The following is a 16,986-nucleotide window of genomic DNA, read 5'->3' as shown; positions in this document are numbered from 1 at the left end:
CGTTAATTCACTTATGAACCATGCAACTTCCAGGTCGAACTTCTTCCAGCCAAACACGACTGGAGCAGCGTTCGTTTCGTCAATGCCTCTGCAGATGCGCGCCTTGACCAGAGCAACTCGAGCGGTGCGTGAGGCCTTCGCCCACTGGCCTTGCATCGCTCGCATTTCAATACGGCGACTGTACCCTGTACGGGTTGATACAGCAGATCGTGCTCGGTCACGGCGGGCGTGCTCAAGGAGACATCGTGTCTGGTCTCAGAAGACTGTTCCAGATCACCTCCACCATCGGCGGTTACCTGTTCTGGTGGCTGCTGGTGCACCTTCACTTGCGGCACCCGGCAATCACGCCCGCACAGCATTTGCGCGGTACGCTCGAGCAGTTGGGCACTGCGTTCGTCAAGCTCGGTCAAGGATTGAGCTTGCACCGCGATCTGCTGCCTGAGGAGTACATCCAGGAGCTGCAATGCCTGCAGGATCGGGTCGCGCCGTTTGCCAACGATGTCGCGGTTCGCGAAGCGGAGAGCGCCCTGGGCCGGCCCATCGCCGAGCTGTTTGCCGAGTTCGAGCCGCAACCCTTGGCGGCAGCCTCGATTGCGCAAGTGCACAAAGCGCGGATGTGTGACGGTCGCCGGGTGGTCGTGAAGATCCGGCGACCCGACATCAAGGCCGAGATTGATCGAGACATGCGCTTGCTGCGGGGCGTGATGCGCATGCTGCTCATGCTTTCGCCGTGGCTGCGACGCTATGAGCCACTCACGATCATCGACGAGATATGGGCCAACCTGCGCAAGGAAACGGACTTTCGCAAGGAGGCACACCAGATCAAGCATTTCGTCGAAGCCTTCCAGGACTCGGACACCGTTTACGTGCCGGCGCTGATCGACGATCTCTACTGCGAGTCGGTCCTGGTGCAGGAGATGAGCAGCGGGCGGCGCGTGGATGATCCTTCGATCGGGGAGGACGGCCCGCGCTTGGCGCAGGTGTTCGTGGAGGCCTATCTCCAGCAGATATTCGCCATGGGCGTGTTTCATGGCGATCCGCATCCGGGCAACTTGTTTGTCAGGGCGGACGGTCGACTCTGTTTCCACGACTTCGGCATCGTCGGGGTACTGAGTCCGCACATGCGGCGCCATCTCGCGGCATTCCTGCTGGCGTTCGTGCATCAGGACGGCGGATGGCTGCTCGACGCTGCCGTGGAGTTGGGGTTGCTGGAGGGGGAGCTGAAACGCGACGAGTTCCGCCACGGATTGCAGGAAATCATCGAAGAATATGCCGGGTTGCCGCTCAAGGACTGGTCGCTCGCCGAAGTGTTCTTGCGCGTCGCGCGTCTTGGGGAGGGACGCCATATGCGCCTTCCGCACAACTTGTTGGTGCTGATGCGGGCGATGGCGCTGATGGAAAATGTCGTGCGCAGCCTCGACCCGGAGTTCAAGCTGCTGGCAGGCCTACTCGCCAAGGCCGAAGCGGTGCTCGAAGCCAACACCGGCGTCGGCGCCGAAACTGGGTGGCAGCGATTGCGTTTCGAAATGGCCTCTGGGGCGCAAGAACTGCCGGCCGAGCTCGGCGCCCTGATCCATCGCCTGCGCGCCAATAGCCTTGAAATTCGCTTGCAGCATCATGGAATGGAGCGTCTGGAGGGCCATATCGACCGCGCAAGTAACCGTATGGCCTTGGCACTCGTGACGCTGGGCCTCTATATCGCCGCCTCGCTGCTGATGCTGAACTCCATCGGGCCGCGGCTCGGGGACATACCGATGCTCGCGGCTGCCGGCTATGCGCTGGCGTTATGGTTCACCGTGCGCCTGGCGCGGGGCATTTCCCGTTCAGGAAGTCTATGATGAAACAATGCGTGAAATACCAATAGCCAGAAGGGGCCTCCATGGTGAGCGTCTGGGCATCGTGATCAACGGCACGCTGCAATACACCGGAGGACTCGACGAGATAGCCCTGCGTGAATAGCTTGAAAAATTGTCCGGGGAATGATGGGTTGCGAGCAACACCGCGGATTCCACGCCATCCGGCCCCCCAGTCCACGCTCATCCGGCCGGGCACATAGGCGCTTCGGCTAGACCTCCGTTACACCACTTCCCGGGACACGACCCCTCAAGCGGATGTCGAGCCTGCTGGAACTGGACTGAGCCAGGTCACCGATTGCGAATTTCTGCAAGCCATGCAGGAAGCCCTGTAAGCACTAAACCCGACGCTCGGAGGCCAGGAGCGGTGCTCGCCGCTGCCTGGCTCAGTCCAGACGTGAGTTAATAGAGCTGCCACGAAGGGGCTCAAAATGCCGGTATCTCGCCACGTATCAGGCGCTCGGAGATGCGCTCAATGCCTGACAGGTGCACATCCACGAGACTGCGTATCTCCTGGCGCATGCGTTCGTTCAGCCTGCCCCTACACCCCAGCTCGATAGCCACCAACGCCGGCTGATCGACTGGCTGGCCGATGCGCGACAATAATTGCACTGTGGCTTCATCCACGCTCTCGACCTCGGCGACGATGGCACGTGCTATTTCCCATGCGAGCGCGTTGTACAGCTTGCCGACATGGGAAACCGGGTTCTTCCCTGCTACGGCTTCAAGTGACATGCTGCGGCAGGGCGTGATCAGGCCGTTCATGCGGTTGCCGCGCCCGACCTGGCCGTCGTCGCCCTGCTCAGCGCTCAATCCGGACACGGTCAGGTAGATCCCCTCCACACCGCTCGCGTTCGGATCGTCGAGCGTATTGATGGCGAGATCACAGGGGCTCACCAGAGTCGCGCGTAGATGCTCGGCAATCGCGTGTTTGATTGCAAAATAGTCTGTCGCATGGCGAATCTCCCGATCGATGAGCGCCAACGCGACGGTGAACGTCATCCTGTCGCCAACCCGCGCGCCCATGACCTTGTAGTCGTCGCCCGCGGCCGGAAATCGCGCTTGAAACTCGACCGAGTGCAATAGCGTCCCCAGTTGCAGCACCTGGATCTCGAGGGGCGAGTATGGTGCGAAGCCGATTCCGAAGGAGGTGTCGTTGGCCAGGGCGTGGGACATCCCGCGCGCGAATGCCTGCTGCAGATTGGGGCTGCCGGTACGTACCGCACATTCGATTTCGAACAATGCCGGATCGCAGCGCAGGTTTTTGGATAGATAGCGGTATGCTACGCCTCTCACCAATTCGGCCAGCCCAGCGTCCGGCAGGGGACTGGCTCGACCGCACAGGATCAGGCGCATCGGCGTCAGCACCTGTCCACCGCCAAAGCGCGGCAGGCTCTCGCCACCGATCAACAAGGCCTTGTCGACGTTGTAATGCTGGATGCGTCCGAAGGCTTTCAGGTACGCGCGGTTGAGCGCCAGCGACACGGCCTCCGCGACACCATCGCACAGGCTATCCGGATGACCGATACCCTTGTGCTCGCACATCTCGGCTTCGCTCAACCGGTGCAAGTGTTTGCTGGTGGTAATGACGAACCGGGTCACGTCGCCCATGTACCCTCCCGCGTCACCTCGATTGGTGGATGCCCTAACGCAGGCGGCCGTAGCCGCCCGCGCAGCCGTGCTTGCTCAACACGATTTGCCACAATTGGTTCTTGCGCGCCCGAAACGAACCGGCGCAAGTCAACAGGTAGTAACGCCACATGCGGAAAAAGCGCTGGTCGTAGTGCCCAGCCAACTCTGGCCAGCGGCATTCGAAGTTGGAGTACCAAGCCATCAGCGTTTTGTCGTAATCGGCACCGAAGTTGTGCCAGTCCTCCATCACGAAACGTGTTTCGATGGCCAGGCCAATTTGCGCAATCGAAGGCAGCATGCCGTTCGGGAAGATGTATTGGCCGATCCAGGGATCGGTCGTATGCACCGAGGTGTTGCTGCCGATGGTATGCAGCAGGAACAAACCGTCGTCGCGCAGCAGACGGTGCGCGGTCGCCATGTAAATGCGGTAATTCTTTACGCCGACATGTTCGAACATCCCCAGCGATACGAGGTGATCGAAGCAGCCGTCCACGTCGCGGTAATCCTGGAGGCGAATTTCCACCGGGAGTTCGCGACAGCGTTCGGCAGCGTAACGCGCCTGATCCCGGGAAATGGTGATACCGACTACCTGAGCGCCGTAGCGGGAAGCGGCATACTCGGCGAAACTGCCCCAGCCGCAGCCGATGTCAAGCACGCGGTCCCCCGCCTTTAGGCCGAGTTTCCGGCACACCAGTTCCAGTTTCCTTTCCTGCGCCTCCTCCAAGCTAGCCGCGCCCTGCCAGTAGCCACAGGTGTAGGTCATGCGGCGATCCAGCATGCGTGCGAACAGCTCATAGCCGAGGTCGTAGTGTCGCTCACCAACGATCCAGGCACGGCAACGCGACTGGAGGTTCAGCAGTTGCGCCCGCCATTCGTACCAGCGCTCGAGTAAACTGCCGGTGAGCCGGTGATCGGCACCCGCGCGCAACAGACGCGCGACGCACTCGTCCAGTTGCTCGCAGTCCCACCATTCGTCCATGTAGGCTTCGCCGAGACCGAGGCTGCCCTGTCGGCGCAGGCGTCCGAACAGCCTCGAATCGTGTACCCGTAAGTCCCACGGTCGACTGCCGTCGAGGTGGACTCCGGCGGCATCGAGCACAGCTTGCAGGCCTCTGACCTTGTGTTTCTCGTAAATTCGAGTCATGCCCATCCGCGCGCTCCTGATCAATCCAGAACGAACTCGTCGAGCATTTCCGGAACCATGACGTTCCACCCCAGGCGCTCTTCCAGGTAACGGCGCTGGCTGTCAGCAGCCAATGCCTCGCCATGAGTTAGAAAAACCTGCCGCGGTGGTTGCTCAAAATGGCTTAGCCAATCACCAATTTCGCTAAAATCGGCATGCCCGGAGAGACTGGAGATCTCTTCAACCTGGCAGTTGATAGGCACATATTCGCCATAGATCTTTAGTGTGCGCATACCATTCATCAATGCATGGCCGCGCGTACCCTCAGCCTGATAGCCTGCTATCAGCAAGGTGTTGCGATGGTTGCCACCCAAGGCCTTGAGGTGGTGCAGAATTCGCCCACCGGTAAGCATGCCGGCGCCGGCAATAATCACCTTCGGATATGAGTCTGCACTGAGCGCCTCCGAATCCTGCCTGGTATGGACATAGGTCACGCCTTCGCACATGGCATGACACTCTGCGTCGCTTAGCTGATGCTGGGCCCGGAAGTGACAGAACACACGTGACACATTGATAGCCATGGGGCTATCCAGGTAAAACGGCACATCCGGAATACGCCCTACTGCTCGCAACTGCGTCAGCAGATGCATGAGAGTCTGCGCGCGCCCGACGGCGAAAGCCGGCAACATGACCGTCCCGCCTCTGCTGACCGTTGTGTTGACGATCTTCGCTAGCTGCTCGGCTACGTCGACGACCGTATGGCGTCGGTCACCATAGGTGGACTCGAGAACAAGGTAGTCCGCATGCCTGACCGGCAACGGGGGCTTCATCACCGGATCATTCGGCCGGCCCAGATCGCCACTAAAGGACAATGTGCGAGTGCCATTGTCAATATGCACGCATGCGGCACCGAGAATGTGCCCGGCTGGAGTGAAATGCACGCGCAATCCTCCAATCTCGAAGGCATCATGGAAATCACGTGCATCGAACGCCTTCAGCGCCCGCTCTGCCTGCTGAGCCGTATATAACGGCTCGGCCGGATTATGTTTGCTGTAGCCGTAACGATTGGCACGCAGAGCGTCCTCCTCCTGCAGCTTGCCGCTGTCCGGCAACAAGATTTCTGCCAGGGCGCGTGTCGCTGGCGTGCAATAAACCGGCCCGCTGAATCCTTCTTGAATGAGTCGAGGCAGGTAGCCGCTGTGATCAAGATGAGCGTGCGTCAACACGACAGCGTCGATCTCGGCCGGAGCGATTGGAAAGGGCTTCCAGTTACGCTGACGCAGAGCTTTCACTCCCTGGAAGAGACCGCAGTCGACCAGCACTCGTGTATCCCCCTCCGTGACAAGATACCGAGAGCCGGTCACCGTGCCGGTGGCGCCAAGAAACTGTAGTTTCACGACCTTCGCTCCTGAGATTGATCTTGCTGCGAAGTTTCGCCACCTGATTTTTCTTCTTGCCCGTGCTTGTGCGCCTGCTGTTGCTTATCGCTTGTACTGGTGTGCCGATGGCCGCCACAACCACCGTGCGCACCATGCCCTTCGCGCCGTCCACCCTCATGTCCTTCATGCCCTCCATGACCATGACCGCCATGCATGAACAGGTGCATCAAGGGACAGGCCAACAACAACAAAAATGGGAGGTAGGGTATGGCGTGGGCCCGATGCTCGGTGAACAGGAAATAGCCGGCGATGGCAAGAAATCCAAGAAAGAACCAATTGGCACGGCCTGCGTTGCTAAATCGACTGTCGTGTCTGGGCATGGTATGCGCTCCCTGGCGATTAGCGGGATGGGTGACGATAGGGCAAGGCTACTTCCACATCGGATGGCCCTCCCTCATTGCGACGGATGCGCAAATGAATGACATAAGGCATATCCCCCTCCATGCGGAAGAAATTACCGAAGGTCACGGTGTCGGCAATTTTCATGGGTTCCAGAAGCTTTTCCTGAGATGCGCCTCCGAGAGGCTCAACTCTCGCTCGCACTGATGCTTCCGAAAGGCGTTTGCCCGTCTGCTCTTCAAAAATGGCCACCACCAAGTGATGAGTATCGCCCCCCGCTGCATTAGTGGGCTGCATGTGCTTGCCGGACTTATGCTCTTGCTGGGCAACCATTTCAGCCGGCAATACGCCATAGTAGATCGTCAGTCCGTCCTTACGCACCGGTTGCCCAGGAACCTCGGCATACGCGTTCGAGTAACCGGAAAGCATTACCAGCATTGCAAGCCAGAAGAAGTGCACACGCATCCATGAAGCTGACACCCTATGATTCAAAACCACATGCGTCATCATGGCAAATCCTTCCTCTGCAGTTTACGGCCAGCTTCGCCAATATCCTTATCGAACTGTCGGACACCACGTGCGGTCTGGATCAGGACCAAGACCGGGCATAGCAAGAAGATCAGGGAAACAAGCAGCGACTTGACGCTCACCCCGTACAGGTAAAGTACTGTCGCGATACCAATGGCACTGACCACAGTGCAAATGGTCAGAATGTTGCGTTTCATGATCTCACCCCTACCTTGCGCCTATACGGGCGCGTTTGAGCAGTGCGGAGTTGACGATCACCGACAGCGAGCTGAGCGCCATGGCAGCAGCGGCGATGATCGGATTGAGCAGCCCGAAGGCCGCAACAGGGATGCCAATAGTGTTGTAAATGAACGCCCAGAAAAGATTCTGCTTGATCTTGAGCATGGTCGCACGGGAAAGCAGGATTGCCGTGACCACATCTCGGACATCATTCTTGATCAAGATGATGCCCCCGGTTTCCTTGGCCACATCGGAGCCGGAGCCGATGGCGATACCAATATCGGCAGTGGCGAGCGCTGGCGCATCGTTTACGCCATCGCCAACCATCGCTACGACCTGACCTTCCTGCTGCAACTTCTGGATCACTGAGACCTTGTCTTCGGGCAATACTTCGGCGATGACACGATCGATTCCAACCTGTTGAGCAATCGCCTTGGCCGTACGTTGATTGTCACCAGTCAAAAGAACCACCTGAATACCACGCGATTTGAGTTCACTAATGGCTTCGGCGGCTTCTGGCTTCAGTGTATCGGCAACCGCGATGATGCCCAGCAGGTCGCGCTCACGGCCAACCAGCATTGCGGTTTTGCCTTGGGCTTCCAACTCAGTCATGGCTTGCTCTGCATGGCTGATCGCGATGCCCTGCTGCTGGAATAGACGCCGATTGCCGAGCCACACCAAGCTGCCATGCAGCTCGCCTTTGATGCCGTGACCTGCGATGCCCTTGATGCCATGTGCGGCCTCGAGTTCCAGGCCGCGATGCTGAGCTGCGCGCACGATGGCTTCGCCAAGGGGATGCTCGGAGCCAACCTCCACGGCGGCGGCGAGTGCCAAAACACCCGCTTCATCGATGTCTTTAAGTGGCACTATATCGGTCACGGTCGGCTCGCCACGGGTGATCGTACCGGTCTTGTCGAAGACCACGGTCGAGAGTTTTTCTGCCCGCTCCAACACCTCGCCGCCTCGGATCAAGATGCCCATGTCCGCCCCTTTGCCGACACCGACCATCAATGCCGCCGGCGTTGCAACGCCGAGAGCGCACGGACAGGAAATGATCAGTACGGCAATGAAGGCGAGCAGGCCCTGGGGGAAGAAGCCAAAGGCCCACCAACCGAAAAAAGCCAGCAGTGCAACCACAACCACTACCGGGACGAAATAGCCGGTGACCTTGTCCGCGAGCCGCTGGATCTGCGCCGTACTCGCCTGGGCGTCTTCCACCATCTTGATGATCTGCGCCAGAGCGGTTTCCTTACCGATCTTGGTAGCCTTGAAGCGGAACAGCCCCGAGCGGTTGAGCGTGCCGCCAATCACCGCTGCGCCAGGCTTCTTTGCCACCGGCATCGACTCACCGGTCAGCATCGACTCATCAATGCTCGTTTCACCGTCGGTGACTTGACCATCGGTGGGGATCTTCTCGCCCGGCCTCACTACCACGATCTCACCGACCATGATGCTTTCGGCCGGGATCTCCTCTTCTTTGCCGTCGCGTAGCACGTGGGCCGTAGCCGGCTTCAGGTCCAGTAGCCGCCGCACGGCAGCAGAGGATTTCTTCTTGATGATCTCCTCCATGTACTTGCCCAGCAGCACGAAGGCGATGATCACGGCCGAAACCTCGAAGTAGACGTCTCGCTCGTCGACCTTGATCGGCAGGACATCCGGGAAGAACAACACGGCGACGCTATAGGAGTATGCAACCGTGGTGCCGAGCGCGATCAGGAAGTCCATGTTGATGCTGCGGGTGCGAATGGCGTTCCACGCTCCCTTGTAGAAGCCCCAGCCACCGATGAATTGCACCGGCGTTACCAGCAGGAACAACCATACGCCCCAGGTGAAGAAGGGCAGCGCGTCAATCGGCACCCAGGTCAGGATGGTGGCGCCGGTAGCGAGACCAATGAATGCGCCCGCGCGCAGGATGGCCAGAGCAAGCACACCGGTGAGCGCAATGGTCACCCGTGTTTTCATCCGCTTGAGCTCAGTCTCGGGGGACTCGAAGGTTTGTTTACAGCTCTCGCTGCAAAAATAGTAAGTGCGCCCGCCGCGCTCACTCTTCAGGGCCGTAGCCTTGTTCACCAACATGCCGCAGATGGGATCCTTGGCTTTGCCCTCCACACCATGTTCATTGGCGCGAGGGGTTGCCACCGAGGAGCTGCCTCCGTGAGGACCATCATGGGTATGCTCGTGACTGCAACCTTCATGCTCAACCTTGCCCATATAGCGCTCTGGCGCCTTGGCGAACGCCCCTTGGCAGCGACTCGAGCAGAACCAGAAACGCCGCCCTTGGTACTCCTGACTGAGCGTTGTTGGCTCGGGATTGACCTCCATGCCACAGACGGGATCAGTTACCGTCTTTATAGACCCTCCCGACTTCCCCGACTCTTCCGTGCGCATGCCGTTATACTTTTCCATATTTCATCACTCATCTCAATAAGTCGAAATTACGATTTGACTTGCACTTTATGGCCACCAAAACGAGGAATGAAGGCGGGGACCTCATTCATATATCGACGATAAGCATCACCAAACTGAGCTAGCGCATCGCGCTCTTCCGATTTCGCCAGGCGCATATACATGAACACGAGAATCGGAAACATGGCAATTGTTATCAATGTCGGCCATTGCAACAGAAAGCTGAACATGATCAACACGAAACCGATATATTGCGGATGACGGATTTTCGCATAAGGTCCGGTGGTTGCGAGCTTGCCGGCCCTTTGAGCCTCGTACAAAACTCGCCAAGCAGAAGCCAACAACCAAAAACCCGCAATAAGGAAGATGCTGCTGGCTATGTGGAACGGCCCCAGATGGGGGTTGGCCTTCCAGCCGAACAAGACCTCAAGCAGATGCCCCGCATCGTGCGAGAAAAAGTCGATGCCGGGATAGCGGGTGCCGAGCCAGCCCGACAGCAGATAAATTGTCAGCGGAAAGCCATACATCTCGGTGAACAGCGCCACCAAGAATGCGCTGAAAGCACCAAAACTTCGCCAATCACGGGCTGACTTTGGCTTGAAAAAGCTGAACGCGAAGATGATAAACACCAATGAGTTGATGATCACCAATCCCCACAGGCCATAGGCTGGCATGTCGTGTGTCATGAGGGTTCTCCTTTGAAATTATCAGTAAAGTCCAAAACCTGCGCCCTGCCACCCTTCGAGAAAATCAACATGCCATCACTATCGTCGTCCCCCTTAAGACCCCTAAGAGGGTAACGGATGTCATTTTATGACATTCGATAATAAGCCGGTGGCAACCCTTATCTTTGATGCTAGACCTAAAAAGCTGACATTGGACTGACCCCAAAATTACAATTTTGTCAGAAATCACTATCTTGTTGACAAAGACAAAAAGCACAACCCCTTGCCAGCAAGATCAAAATAACAATCTCAAACTCCCAGACAACTACAGTCAAGAGAAAAACCACACATTGCGCAAGGCACACGAAAAACACTGACCCCTGTCAATTCCTATCAAGCAAAAGCTGAGCTGCCTCGACAGGCAATTGCCGCCAACAAATTTCCCCTGCTATCGTTCTGAGAGACTCGAGTGGGGTTACCCTAGATGCTTCGGCTTTCATTGATTCTGGCGCTGACTTTCAGCCTCGTGTTGCCTTATTTCGGCAGCACGGCCTCGGCTCGGCCCACCGAACCCTGCCCGATGCAAAGTTCATTGCCTCACCAAGATCACACCTCCCCCTTGCAGGCGCCCTGCTGCGAGCACATGGAGGATGCTGTCGATTCGCTCAGCAAATCCCCCTGCAAGCCTGGACAAGAATGCAAGACCAGCGGGCTTCTCCAGGCTGTCGAGATCAAGGCAGCCCCCCTTCAGCATCCCGTCCCTGGCACACCGCTCGCCCAGCCACCCATTCAGCGAGAACCAACGCCCCTCTGGCGCCCACCCTGCGTCGCCTGATGCCCTAGGTCTGAGGCACCCCAACTATGTTGGGAGCCGTTGCTGTCAGCCATTTCTTCAGTGACATCGATTAATCGCATTGGAGGCGCACATGCCTGCTTTCCTTTTGACTCGCAACAGCTATCTTGGCGTGCTGGCTGTTGTTCTTTGGGCAAACTCCGCCCTCGCTGCGCCGGAAGCCACCCTGACCTTCGAGCGCGCTCTGACTCTGGCCGAGCGCACAGCCCCTGAAAACCGTTCCCAACAGGCGCAGGTTGCGTCTGCTGACCAAGCGCTGCTGCCGGCAGATGCTCTGCCAGATCCCAAGTTGATCCTTGGCATCGATAACCTGCCCATTGAAGGCCCGGATCGCTATACCCTGAACCGCGACTCGATGACCATGCGCCGTATTGGCCTCATGCAGGAAGTCCCCAACGGGGACAAGCGACTGGCCCGTCGACAACTGGCCACCGCCACGCTGACCCGGGCCGAGGCTGAGCAACGCGCTATGGTGCTGGAAACCAAGCGACAAACTGCCCAGAGCTGGCTCGACGTCCATTACGCCGAGCGCAGCGTGGCGTTGCTCGACCAGTTGGATCAGCAGGTCGCTCTCCTGCGGTCGACCGTGCAGGCCCTGATCGCCGGCAGCTCGGCGCAGGCCGGCGAGCTGCTCCAGGCCGATCAGGAGGCCCTGACGCTGGCGGATCGGCGCGATGAGCTGCGCCGCGACGCAGCGGTCGCCAGAGCCAAACTGCGACGCTGGATCGGCGATGCAGCTCGCCTGCCGTTAGCGGGCACACTTCCCCCACTGAGCCTGGACCTTCCGGACTTGCAGCATCGATTGGCCGAACACCCTGAGCTGCGCGCTGCTTCCGCGCGGGTCGGCGAAGCCAATGCCGAACTGGCCGAGGCTGTCGCCGAAAAGCAGCCCGACTGGAGCGTCGAGCTCGCCTACAACAACCGCGACAACCAGTTCGGCGACATGGCGATGTTGCAGTTCACTTTCGACTTGCCGATGTTCGTAGGCTCTCGCCAAGGCCCCCGGATCAATGCCAAACAGCACAGCGTTGCCCAAATGGAGGCAGAACAGGAAGTGCTGCTCCGCACACACCAGGTGGAGCTGGAAAGCGGCTTGGCCGAACTCGAGCAGTTGCGCAGGGCGCTGGATCGTACAGAGCGCATCCTCATCCCACTGGCGAGCAAACGCGCCGACCTGGAACTCGCCGCCTACAAAGCGGGGAACAGCCAACTGACTACGGTCATCGCAGCACGCCGCGAGCTGATCGAGGCGCAACTTCGCCAGATCGAACAACAGCGCAAGCTGAGCCAGCTCTCCGCAAGCCTGTATTACGCCTACGTGGAGCCCCTGAAATGAAAACCTCCGTACTCGGATATTCCCTTCTGGCCATAGCCATTGCGGCAGGTGGCGTTGCAGGCGGTTTCTGGCTGGGGCAACGCAGTGTCAGCCATGGCGATGCGCCCACGACCAATGCCACTGAGGACAATCGCCAGGTTCTCTACTGGTACGACCCCATGAAGCCCGAGCAGCGCTTCGACAAACCAGGCAAGTCGCCGTACATGGATATGCCACTGGTGCCGAAGTACGCTGGAGCGGAGCAGGACTCCTCCACGCTCAGCGTGCCGGCGCAAGCTGTGCAGAACCTGGGCATGCGCACCGCAAAGGTGGTCCGCGCGGTGCTGCCAGCCGGTATCGGAGCCGTGGGTTCCTTGGCCTACAACCAGCGGCAGGTGGCCACGCTGCAGGCCCGCTCGGGCGGATTCGTCGAGCGCGTGTATGGGCATGCCCCCGGTGATGTCCTGCCCGCAGGAACACCTCTGGCAGATCTGCTGATACCCGAGTGGTCAGCAGCCCAGTTGGAGTTCATCGCGGTACTTGAAAGTGGCGATGCGCGCCTGATCGAGGCGTCGCGGGAGCGTCTGCGTCTGCTGGGCATGCCGCTGGGGGTGATCGAGCGCGTGCAACGCACGCGCAAACCAAACGCCGTGCACACCGTAACCACCCCCATGGCGGGCGAGCTGCAGTCGCTGGAAGTTCGCGCCGGCATGGCCGTTTCGGCCGGGCAGGACCTAGCCCGCATCAACGGGCTTTCCACTGTCTGGCTGGATGCCGCAATTCCAGAGGCCCAGGCGGCAACCATTCAGGTCGGGGCAGAAATAAGCGCCAACTTGACTGCCTTCCCTGGCCAGCCCCTGCAGGGGCGCGTGATCGCCCTGCTGCCCAGCGCCGATCTGCAGACCCGCACGCTGACGGTGCGCAGCGAACTGCCCAATCCTGATGGCAAGCTACGCCCCGGCATGTTCGCCGCGGTACGCCTGAGCAGCCGGATCGAGCAGCCCACCCTGCTGGTTCCCAGTGAAGCGGTCATCCGTACCGGCAAGCGCTCCCTGGTCATGCTGGCCGAGCACGAAGGCCGCTACCAGCCCATTGAAGTGCAAATCGGCCGCGAGTCGGAGGGCCGTGTGGAGGTAATCTCCGGGCTGTCTGAAGGCCAAGAGATAGTGGTCTCCGGACAGTTCCTGCTCGACTCCGAAGCAAGCCTGCAGGGGGTGGTGGCGCGAGCCGCTGAAGATATGCCGCCGCCCACGCCGCTGCATGAGTCGGAAGGGGTGATCCGCGGGCTCGATGGACAGGAGGTCACCTTGGAACACGGGCCGTTCAAGAGCTTGAACATGCCCGGTATGACCATGGCATTTCCCCTGGCAAACCCCGAGGTTGCAGCCGGACTGAAGGTTGGAGATCGCGTGCGAATTGGCGCCCAACTGACCGATTCGGGGCTGATCATCGAACGACTCAGCAAGCAAGGGGATAGCCAATGATCGCGCGACTGATCCACTGGTCGATCGGAAACCGCTTTCTAGTTCTGTTGGCGACCTTGTTCATTACCGCGTGGGGCATCTGGTCCCTGCGCAGCACACCGCTGGATGCGCTGCCGGATCTGTCCGACACCCAGGTGATCATCCGCACCAGCTTCTCTGGCCAGGCACCACAGATCGTCGAGAATCAGGTGACCTACCCACTAGCCACCACCATGCTCTCGGTGCCCGGCGCCAAGACAGTGCGCGGCTATTCGTTCTTTGGCGACTCGTTCGTCTACGTGCTGTTCGAAGACGGCACTGATCTCTACTGGGCACGCTCACGTGTGCTGGAGTACCTCAACCAGGCCCAGGAGCGGTTACCGGAAGGTGTCACGACAACCCTGGGCCCCGACGCCACCGGGGTGGGCTGGATCTATCAATATGCTCTGATCGACCGCAGTGGGCAGCATGATCTCTCACAGCTCCGTGCGTTACAGGACTGGTTCCTGAAGTACGAGCTCAAGAGTTTGCCCAATGTGGCGGAAGTCGCCACGCTTGGCGGAATGGTCAAGCAATACCAGGTTGTACTCGACCCGCAGAAGCTCGTCGCCTACGGCATTACGCAGCAAGCAGTTGAGGAAGCCCTGAAGAGCGCCAACCAGGAAACCGGCGGTGCCGTTCTCGAACTGGCCGAGCGCGAATACATGGTGCGGTCCTCGGGCTATCTGCAGAGCCTGGAGGACTTCCGTAATGTGCCGCTGCGAGCCACCCCCGCTGGGGTGCCCGTTCTGCTCGGTCAGGTTGCCACCATCCAGCTGGGGCCGGAAATGCGCCGCGGTATCGCCGAACTGGATGGCGAAGGCGAAGTGGTCGGCGGCGTGGTCATTCTGCGCTCGGGCAAAAACGCCCGCGACACCATCCGTGCAGTGCGAGAGAAACTTGAAGCGCTTAAAGAGAGCTTGCCAGCCGATGTCGAAGTGGTGACGACCTATGACCGCTCCCAGTTGATCGATCGCGCCATCGACAACCTCAGCTTCAAGCTGCTGGAGGAGTTCGCGGTGGTCGCGCTGGTGTGCCTGATCTTCCTCTGGCACCTGCGCTCGTCCTTGGTGGCGATCATCACTTTGCCGCTAGGCATCCTCGTGGCGTTCATCATCATGCGCCACCAAGGTGTCAACGCAAACATCATGTCCTTGGGCGGAATCGCCATCGCGATTGGCGCCATGGTCGATGCGGCCGTGGTGATGATCGAAAACGCGCACAAGCACATCGAGGCCTGGAAGGAGCGGTACCCAAATGAGCCCCTGCAGGGCGACCAGCACTGGAGGGTAATCGGTGAAGCCGCCGCCGAAGTCGGCCCGGCACTGTTCTTCAGCCTGCTGATCATCACCTTGTCTTTCCTCCCCGTATTCACCCTGGAAGCCCAGGAAGGCCGCTTGTTTGGCCCCCTGGCCTTTACCAAGACCTATGCCATGGCGGCTGCCGCCGGCTTATCGGTCACTCTGGTTCCGGTACTGATGGGCTACTGGATTCGCGGGCGGATTCCCAGCGAGCAGCAGAACCCGTTGAACCGCTGGTTGATCGCGGCTTATCGACCCGTACTGGAGGCGGTACTGGCCTGGCCGAAAGCCACCCTAGCTTTGGCTTTGTTGGTCTTCCTGTCCAGCCTCTGGCCGTTGAGCCGCTTGGGAGGGGAGTTCTTGCCACAAATGGATGAAGGCGACCTGTTGTATATGCCATCGGCGCTTCCCGGTTTGCCGGCGAGCAAGGCGACGCAGCTCCTGCAGCAAACCAACCGCATGATTCACAAGGTGCCCGAGGTCAAACGGGTCTTCGGTAAAGCTGGACGCGCGGAAAGCGCCACCGACCCAGCCCCCTTGGAGATGTTCGAAACCACGATCCAGTTCAAGCCTCGCGACCAATGGCGTCCAGGCATGACTCCGGAGAAACTGGTGGAGGAGCTGGATCGTGCAGTGAAAGTCCCTGGCCTCTCGAACATCTGGGTGCCGCCGATCCGCAACCGTATCGACATGCTCGCCACCGGGATCAAGAGCCCGATTGGCGTGAAAGTTTCAGGGACTTCCCTGGACGAAATCGAGCGGGTCGCTCAGGAGGTAGAAGCCGTAGCCAAGCAGATACCGGGCGTCAGCTCTGCCCTAGCGGAAAGGCTGACCGGCGGGCGCTACATCGACATCCAGATTGATCGCCTCGCTGCGGCGCGCTACGGAATGAGCATCGCCGAGGTACAGGCCGTGGTGTCAGGGGCCATCGGCGGCAGCAATGTCGGCGAAACCGTCGAGGGTCTGGCACGCTTTCCGATCAACCTGCGCTACCCGCGCGAATGGCGCGACAGTCCCGAGGCGCTGCGACAACTACCGATACTCACCGCCGCGGGGCAGCAGATCACCCTGGGCATGGTGGCCAGCGTCAGCCTGAGCGAAGGGCCGCCGATGCTGCGTAGCGAGAACGGTCGCCTCTCCGGCTGGGTGTATGTGGACGTCCGAGGGCGCGACCTGGCGTCGACGGTGCGCGAGCTGCAGCAGCAGGTTGGCGAAAAGGTGCAGCCGGGAGCCGGCATGACGGTGTCCTACTCCGGGCAGTTCGAATACCTGGAGCGCGCCAATGCACGGCTGACATGGGTGGTCCCGGCCACATTACTGATCATCTTCGTGTTGCTTTACCTCACCTTCAACCGCCTCAGCGAAGCCTTGCTGATCATGGTCACCCTCCCGTTTGCGCTCTCCGGTGGCATCTGGCTGCTCTATTGGTTCGGCTTCAATCTGTCGATTGCCACCGGGGTCGGCTTCATCGCGCTGGCCGGGGTATCCGCGGAGTTCGGGGTGATCATGCTGATCTACCTCAGAAACGCCTGGCACGCGCGAACCGCTAGCGGCCGCGCCGACAACCCCGCCTTGCTTGAGGCGATCCGCGAAGGCGCGGTGTTGCGTGTCAGACCGAAGGTCATGACGGTCGCGGTGATCATTGCCGGCCTCGTGCCTATCCTGTGGGGCAGCGGCGCGGGCTCCGAGGTGATGAAACGGATCGCCGCGCCCATGGTCGGAGGAATGATCACCGCCCCCTTGCTCTCCATGCTGGTCCTGCCGGCAGCGTATTGGCTGATGCGGCGCAAAACGCCGTGATCGACGACGAG

12 protein-coding genes are annotated in these 16,986 nt (G+C 59.8%); 4 read left to right on the top strand and 8 right to left on the bottom strand.

Translation table 11 applies throughout. The annotated features are described in order from the left end of the window. The first annotated feature begins 245 nt into the window (after positions 1-245). On the top strand, positions 246-1,838 hold the full coding sequence (locus tag BLT78_RS21110; protein ID WP_197673128.1) for an ABC1 kinase family protein: 1,593 nt from the start codon (positions 246-248) through the stop codon (positions 1,836-1,838). Between the two features lie 441 nt (positions 1,839-2,279). On the opposite strand, the gene BLT78_RS21105 is transcribed toward BLT78_RS21110, so the two are convergent. Genes BLT78_RS21105 through BLT78_RS21070 form a run of 8 tightly spaced genes read right to left on the bottom strand, consistent with a single transcriptional unit; the run spans position 2,280 to position 10,225 of the window. Further along, the gene (locus BLT78_RS21105; protein ID WP_090352017.1) at positions 2,280-3,464 is read right to left on the bottom strand and encodes a methionine adenosyltransferase; all 1,185 of its coding nucleotides are present in this window, start codon (positions 3,462-3,464) and stop codon (positions 2,280-2,282) included. 34 nt (positions 3,465-3,498) lie between these two features. Further along, positions 3,499-4,635 carry a cyclopropane fatty acyl phospholipid synthase gene (cfa, locus tag BLT78_RS21100; RefSeq protein ID WP_231975662.1) on the bottom strand — a complete coding sequence of 379 codons (1,137 nt, stop codon included), beginning with the start codon at positions 4,633-4,635 and terminating at the stop codon, positions 3,499-3,501. Between the two features lie 14 nt (positions 4,636-4,649). Then, on the bottom strand, positions 4,650-6,005 hold the full coding sequence (locus BLT78_RS21095; RefSeq protein WP_090352015.1) for an MBL fold metallo-hydrolase RNA specificity domain-containing protein: 1,356 nt from the start codon (positions 6,003-6,005) through the stop codon (positions 4,650-4,652). Further along, the gene (locus tag BLT78_RS22000) at positions 6,002-6,367 is read right to left on the bottom strand and encodes a DUF2933 domain-containing protein (RefSeq protein WP_090352013.1); all 366 of its coding nucleotides are present in this window, start codon (positions 6,365-6,367) and stop codon (positions 6,002-6,004) included. Before BLT78_RS22000 ends, BLT78_RS21095 begins: the two co-directional genes overlap by 4 nt. Positions 6,368-6,386: 19 nt before the next feature. Continuing rightward, on the bottom strand, positions 6,387-6,896 hold the full coding sequence (locus BLT78_RS21085) for a hypothetical protein (RefSeq protein WP_090352011.1): 510 nt from the start codon (positions 6,894-6,896) through the stop codon (positions 6,387-6,389). After that, entirely contained in the window at positions 6,893-7,111 is a 219-nt protein-coding gene (locus BLT78_RS21080) for a hypothetical protein (RefSeq protein ID WP_090352009.1), read from the bottom strand. Before BLT78_RS21080 ends, BLT78_RS21085 begins: the two co-directional genes overlap by 4 nt. Positions 7,112-7,121: 10 nt before the next feature. Next, on the bottom strand, positions 7,122-9,539 hold the full coding sequence (locus BLT78_RS21075) for a heavy metal translocating P-type ATPase (protein ID WP_090352007.1): 2,418 nt from the start codon (positions 9,537-9,539) through the stop codon (positions 7,122-7,124). A gap of 29 nt (positions 9,540-9,568) precedes the next feature. Then, entirely contained in the window at positions 9,569-10,225 is a 657-nt protein-coding gene (locus BLT78_RS21070) for a methyltransferase family protein (RefSeq protein ID WP_090352005.1), read from the bottom strand. A 905-nt stretch (positions 10,226-11,130) separates the two neighbouring features. Here BLT78_RS21070 and BLT78_RS21060 point away from each other — a divergent pair. The 3 genes from BLT78_RS21060 to BLT78_RS21050 are packed head-to-tail and all read left to right on the top strand — an operon-like array spanning position 11,131 to position 16,975. Then, the gene (locus BLT78_RS21060) at positions 11,131-12,393 is read left to right on the top strand and encodes a TolC family protein (protein ID WP_090352003.1); all 1,263 of its coding nucleotides are present in this window, start codon (positions 11,131-11,133) and stop codon (positions 12,391-12,393) included. Next, complete coding sequence (locus BLT78_RS21055; protein WP_090352001.1) at positions 12,390-13,856, top strand: efflux RND transporter periplasmic adaptor subunit; 1,467 nt, start codon at positions 12,390-12,392, stop codon at positions 13,854-13,856. Before BLT78_RS21060 ends, BLT78_RS21055 begins: the two co-directional genes overlap by 4 nt. Next, on the top strand, positions 13,853-16,975 hold the full coding sequence (locus BLT78_RS21050) for an efflux RND transporter permease subunit (protein WP_090351999.1): 3,123 nt from the start codon (positions 13,853-13,855) through the stop codon (positions 16,973-16,975). The genes BLT78_RS21055 and BLT78_RS21050 overlap by 4 nt, the downstream gene beginning before the upstream one ends. Positions 16,976-16,986 lie beyond the last annotated feature (11 nt).

Origin of the sequence: Pseudomonas oryzae (assembly GCF_900104805.1) — a bacterium.
Classification (GTDB): domain Bacteria; phylum Pseudomonadota; class Gammaproteobacteria; order Pseudomonadales; family Pseudomonadaceae; genus Geopseudomonas; species Geopseudomonas oryzae.
Note: the sequence above shows the minus strand (reverse complement) of the source record. Positions and strands in the feature narration are given on the sequence as shown.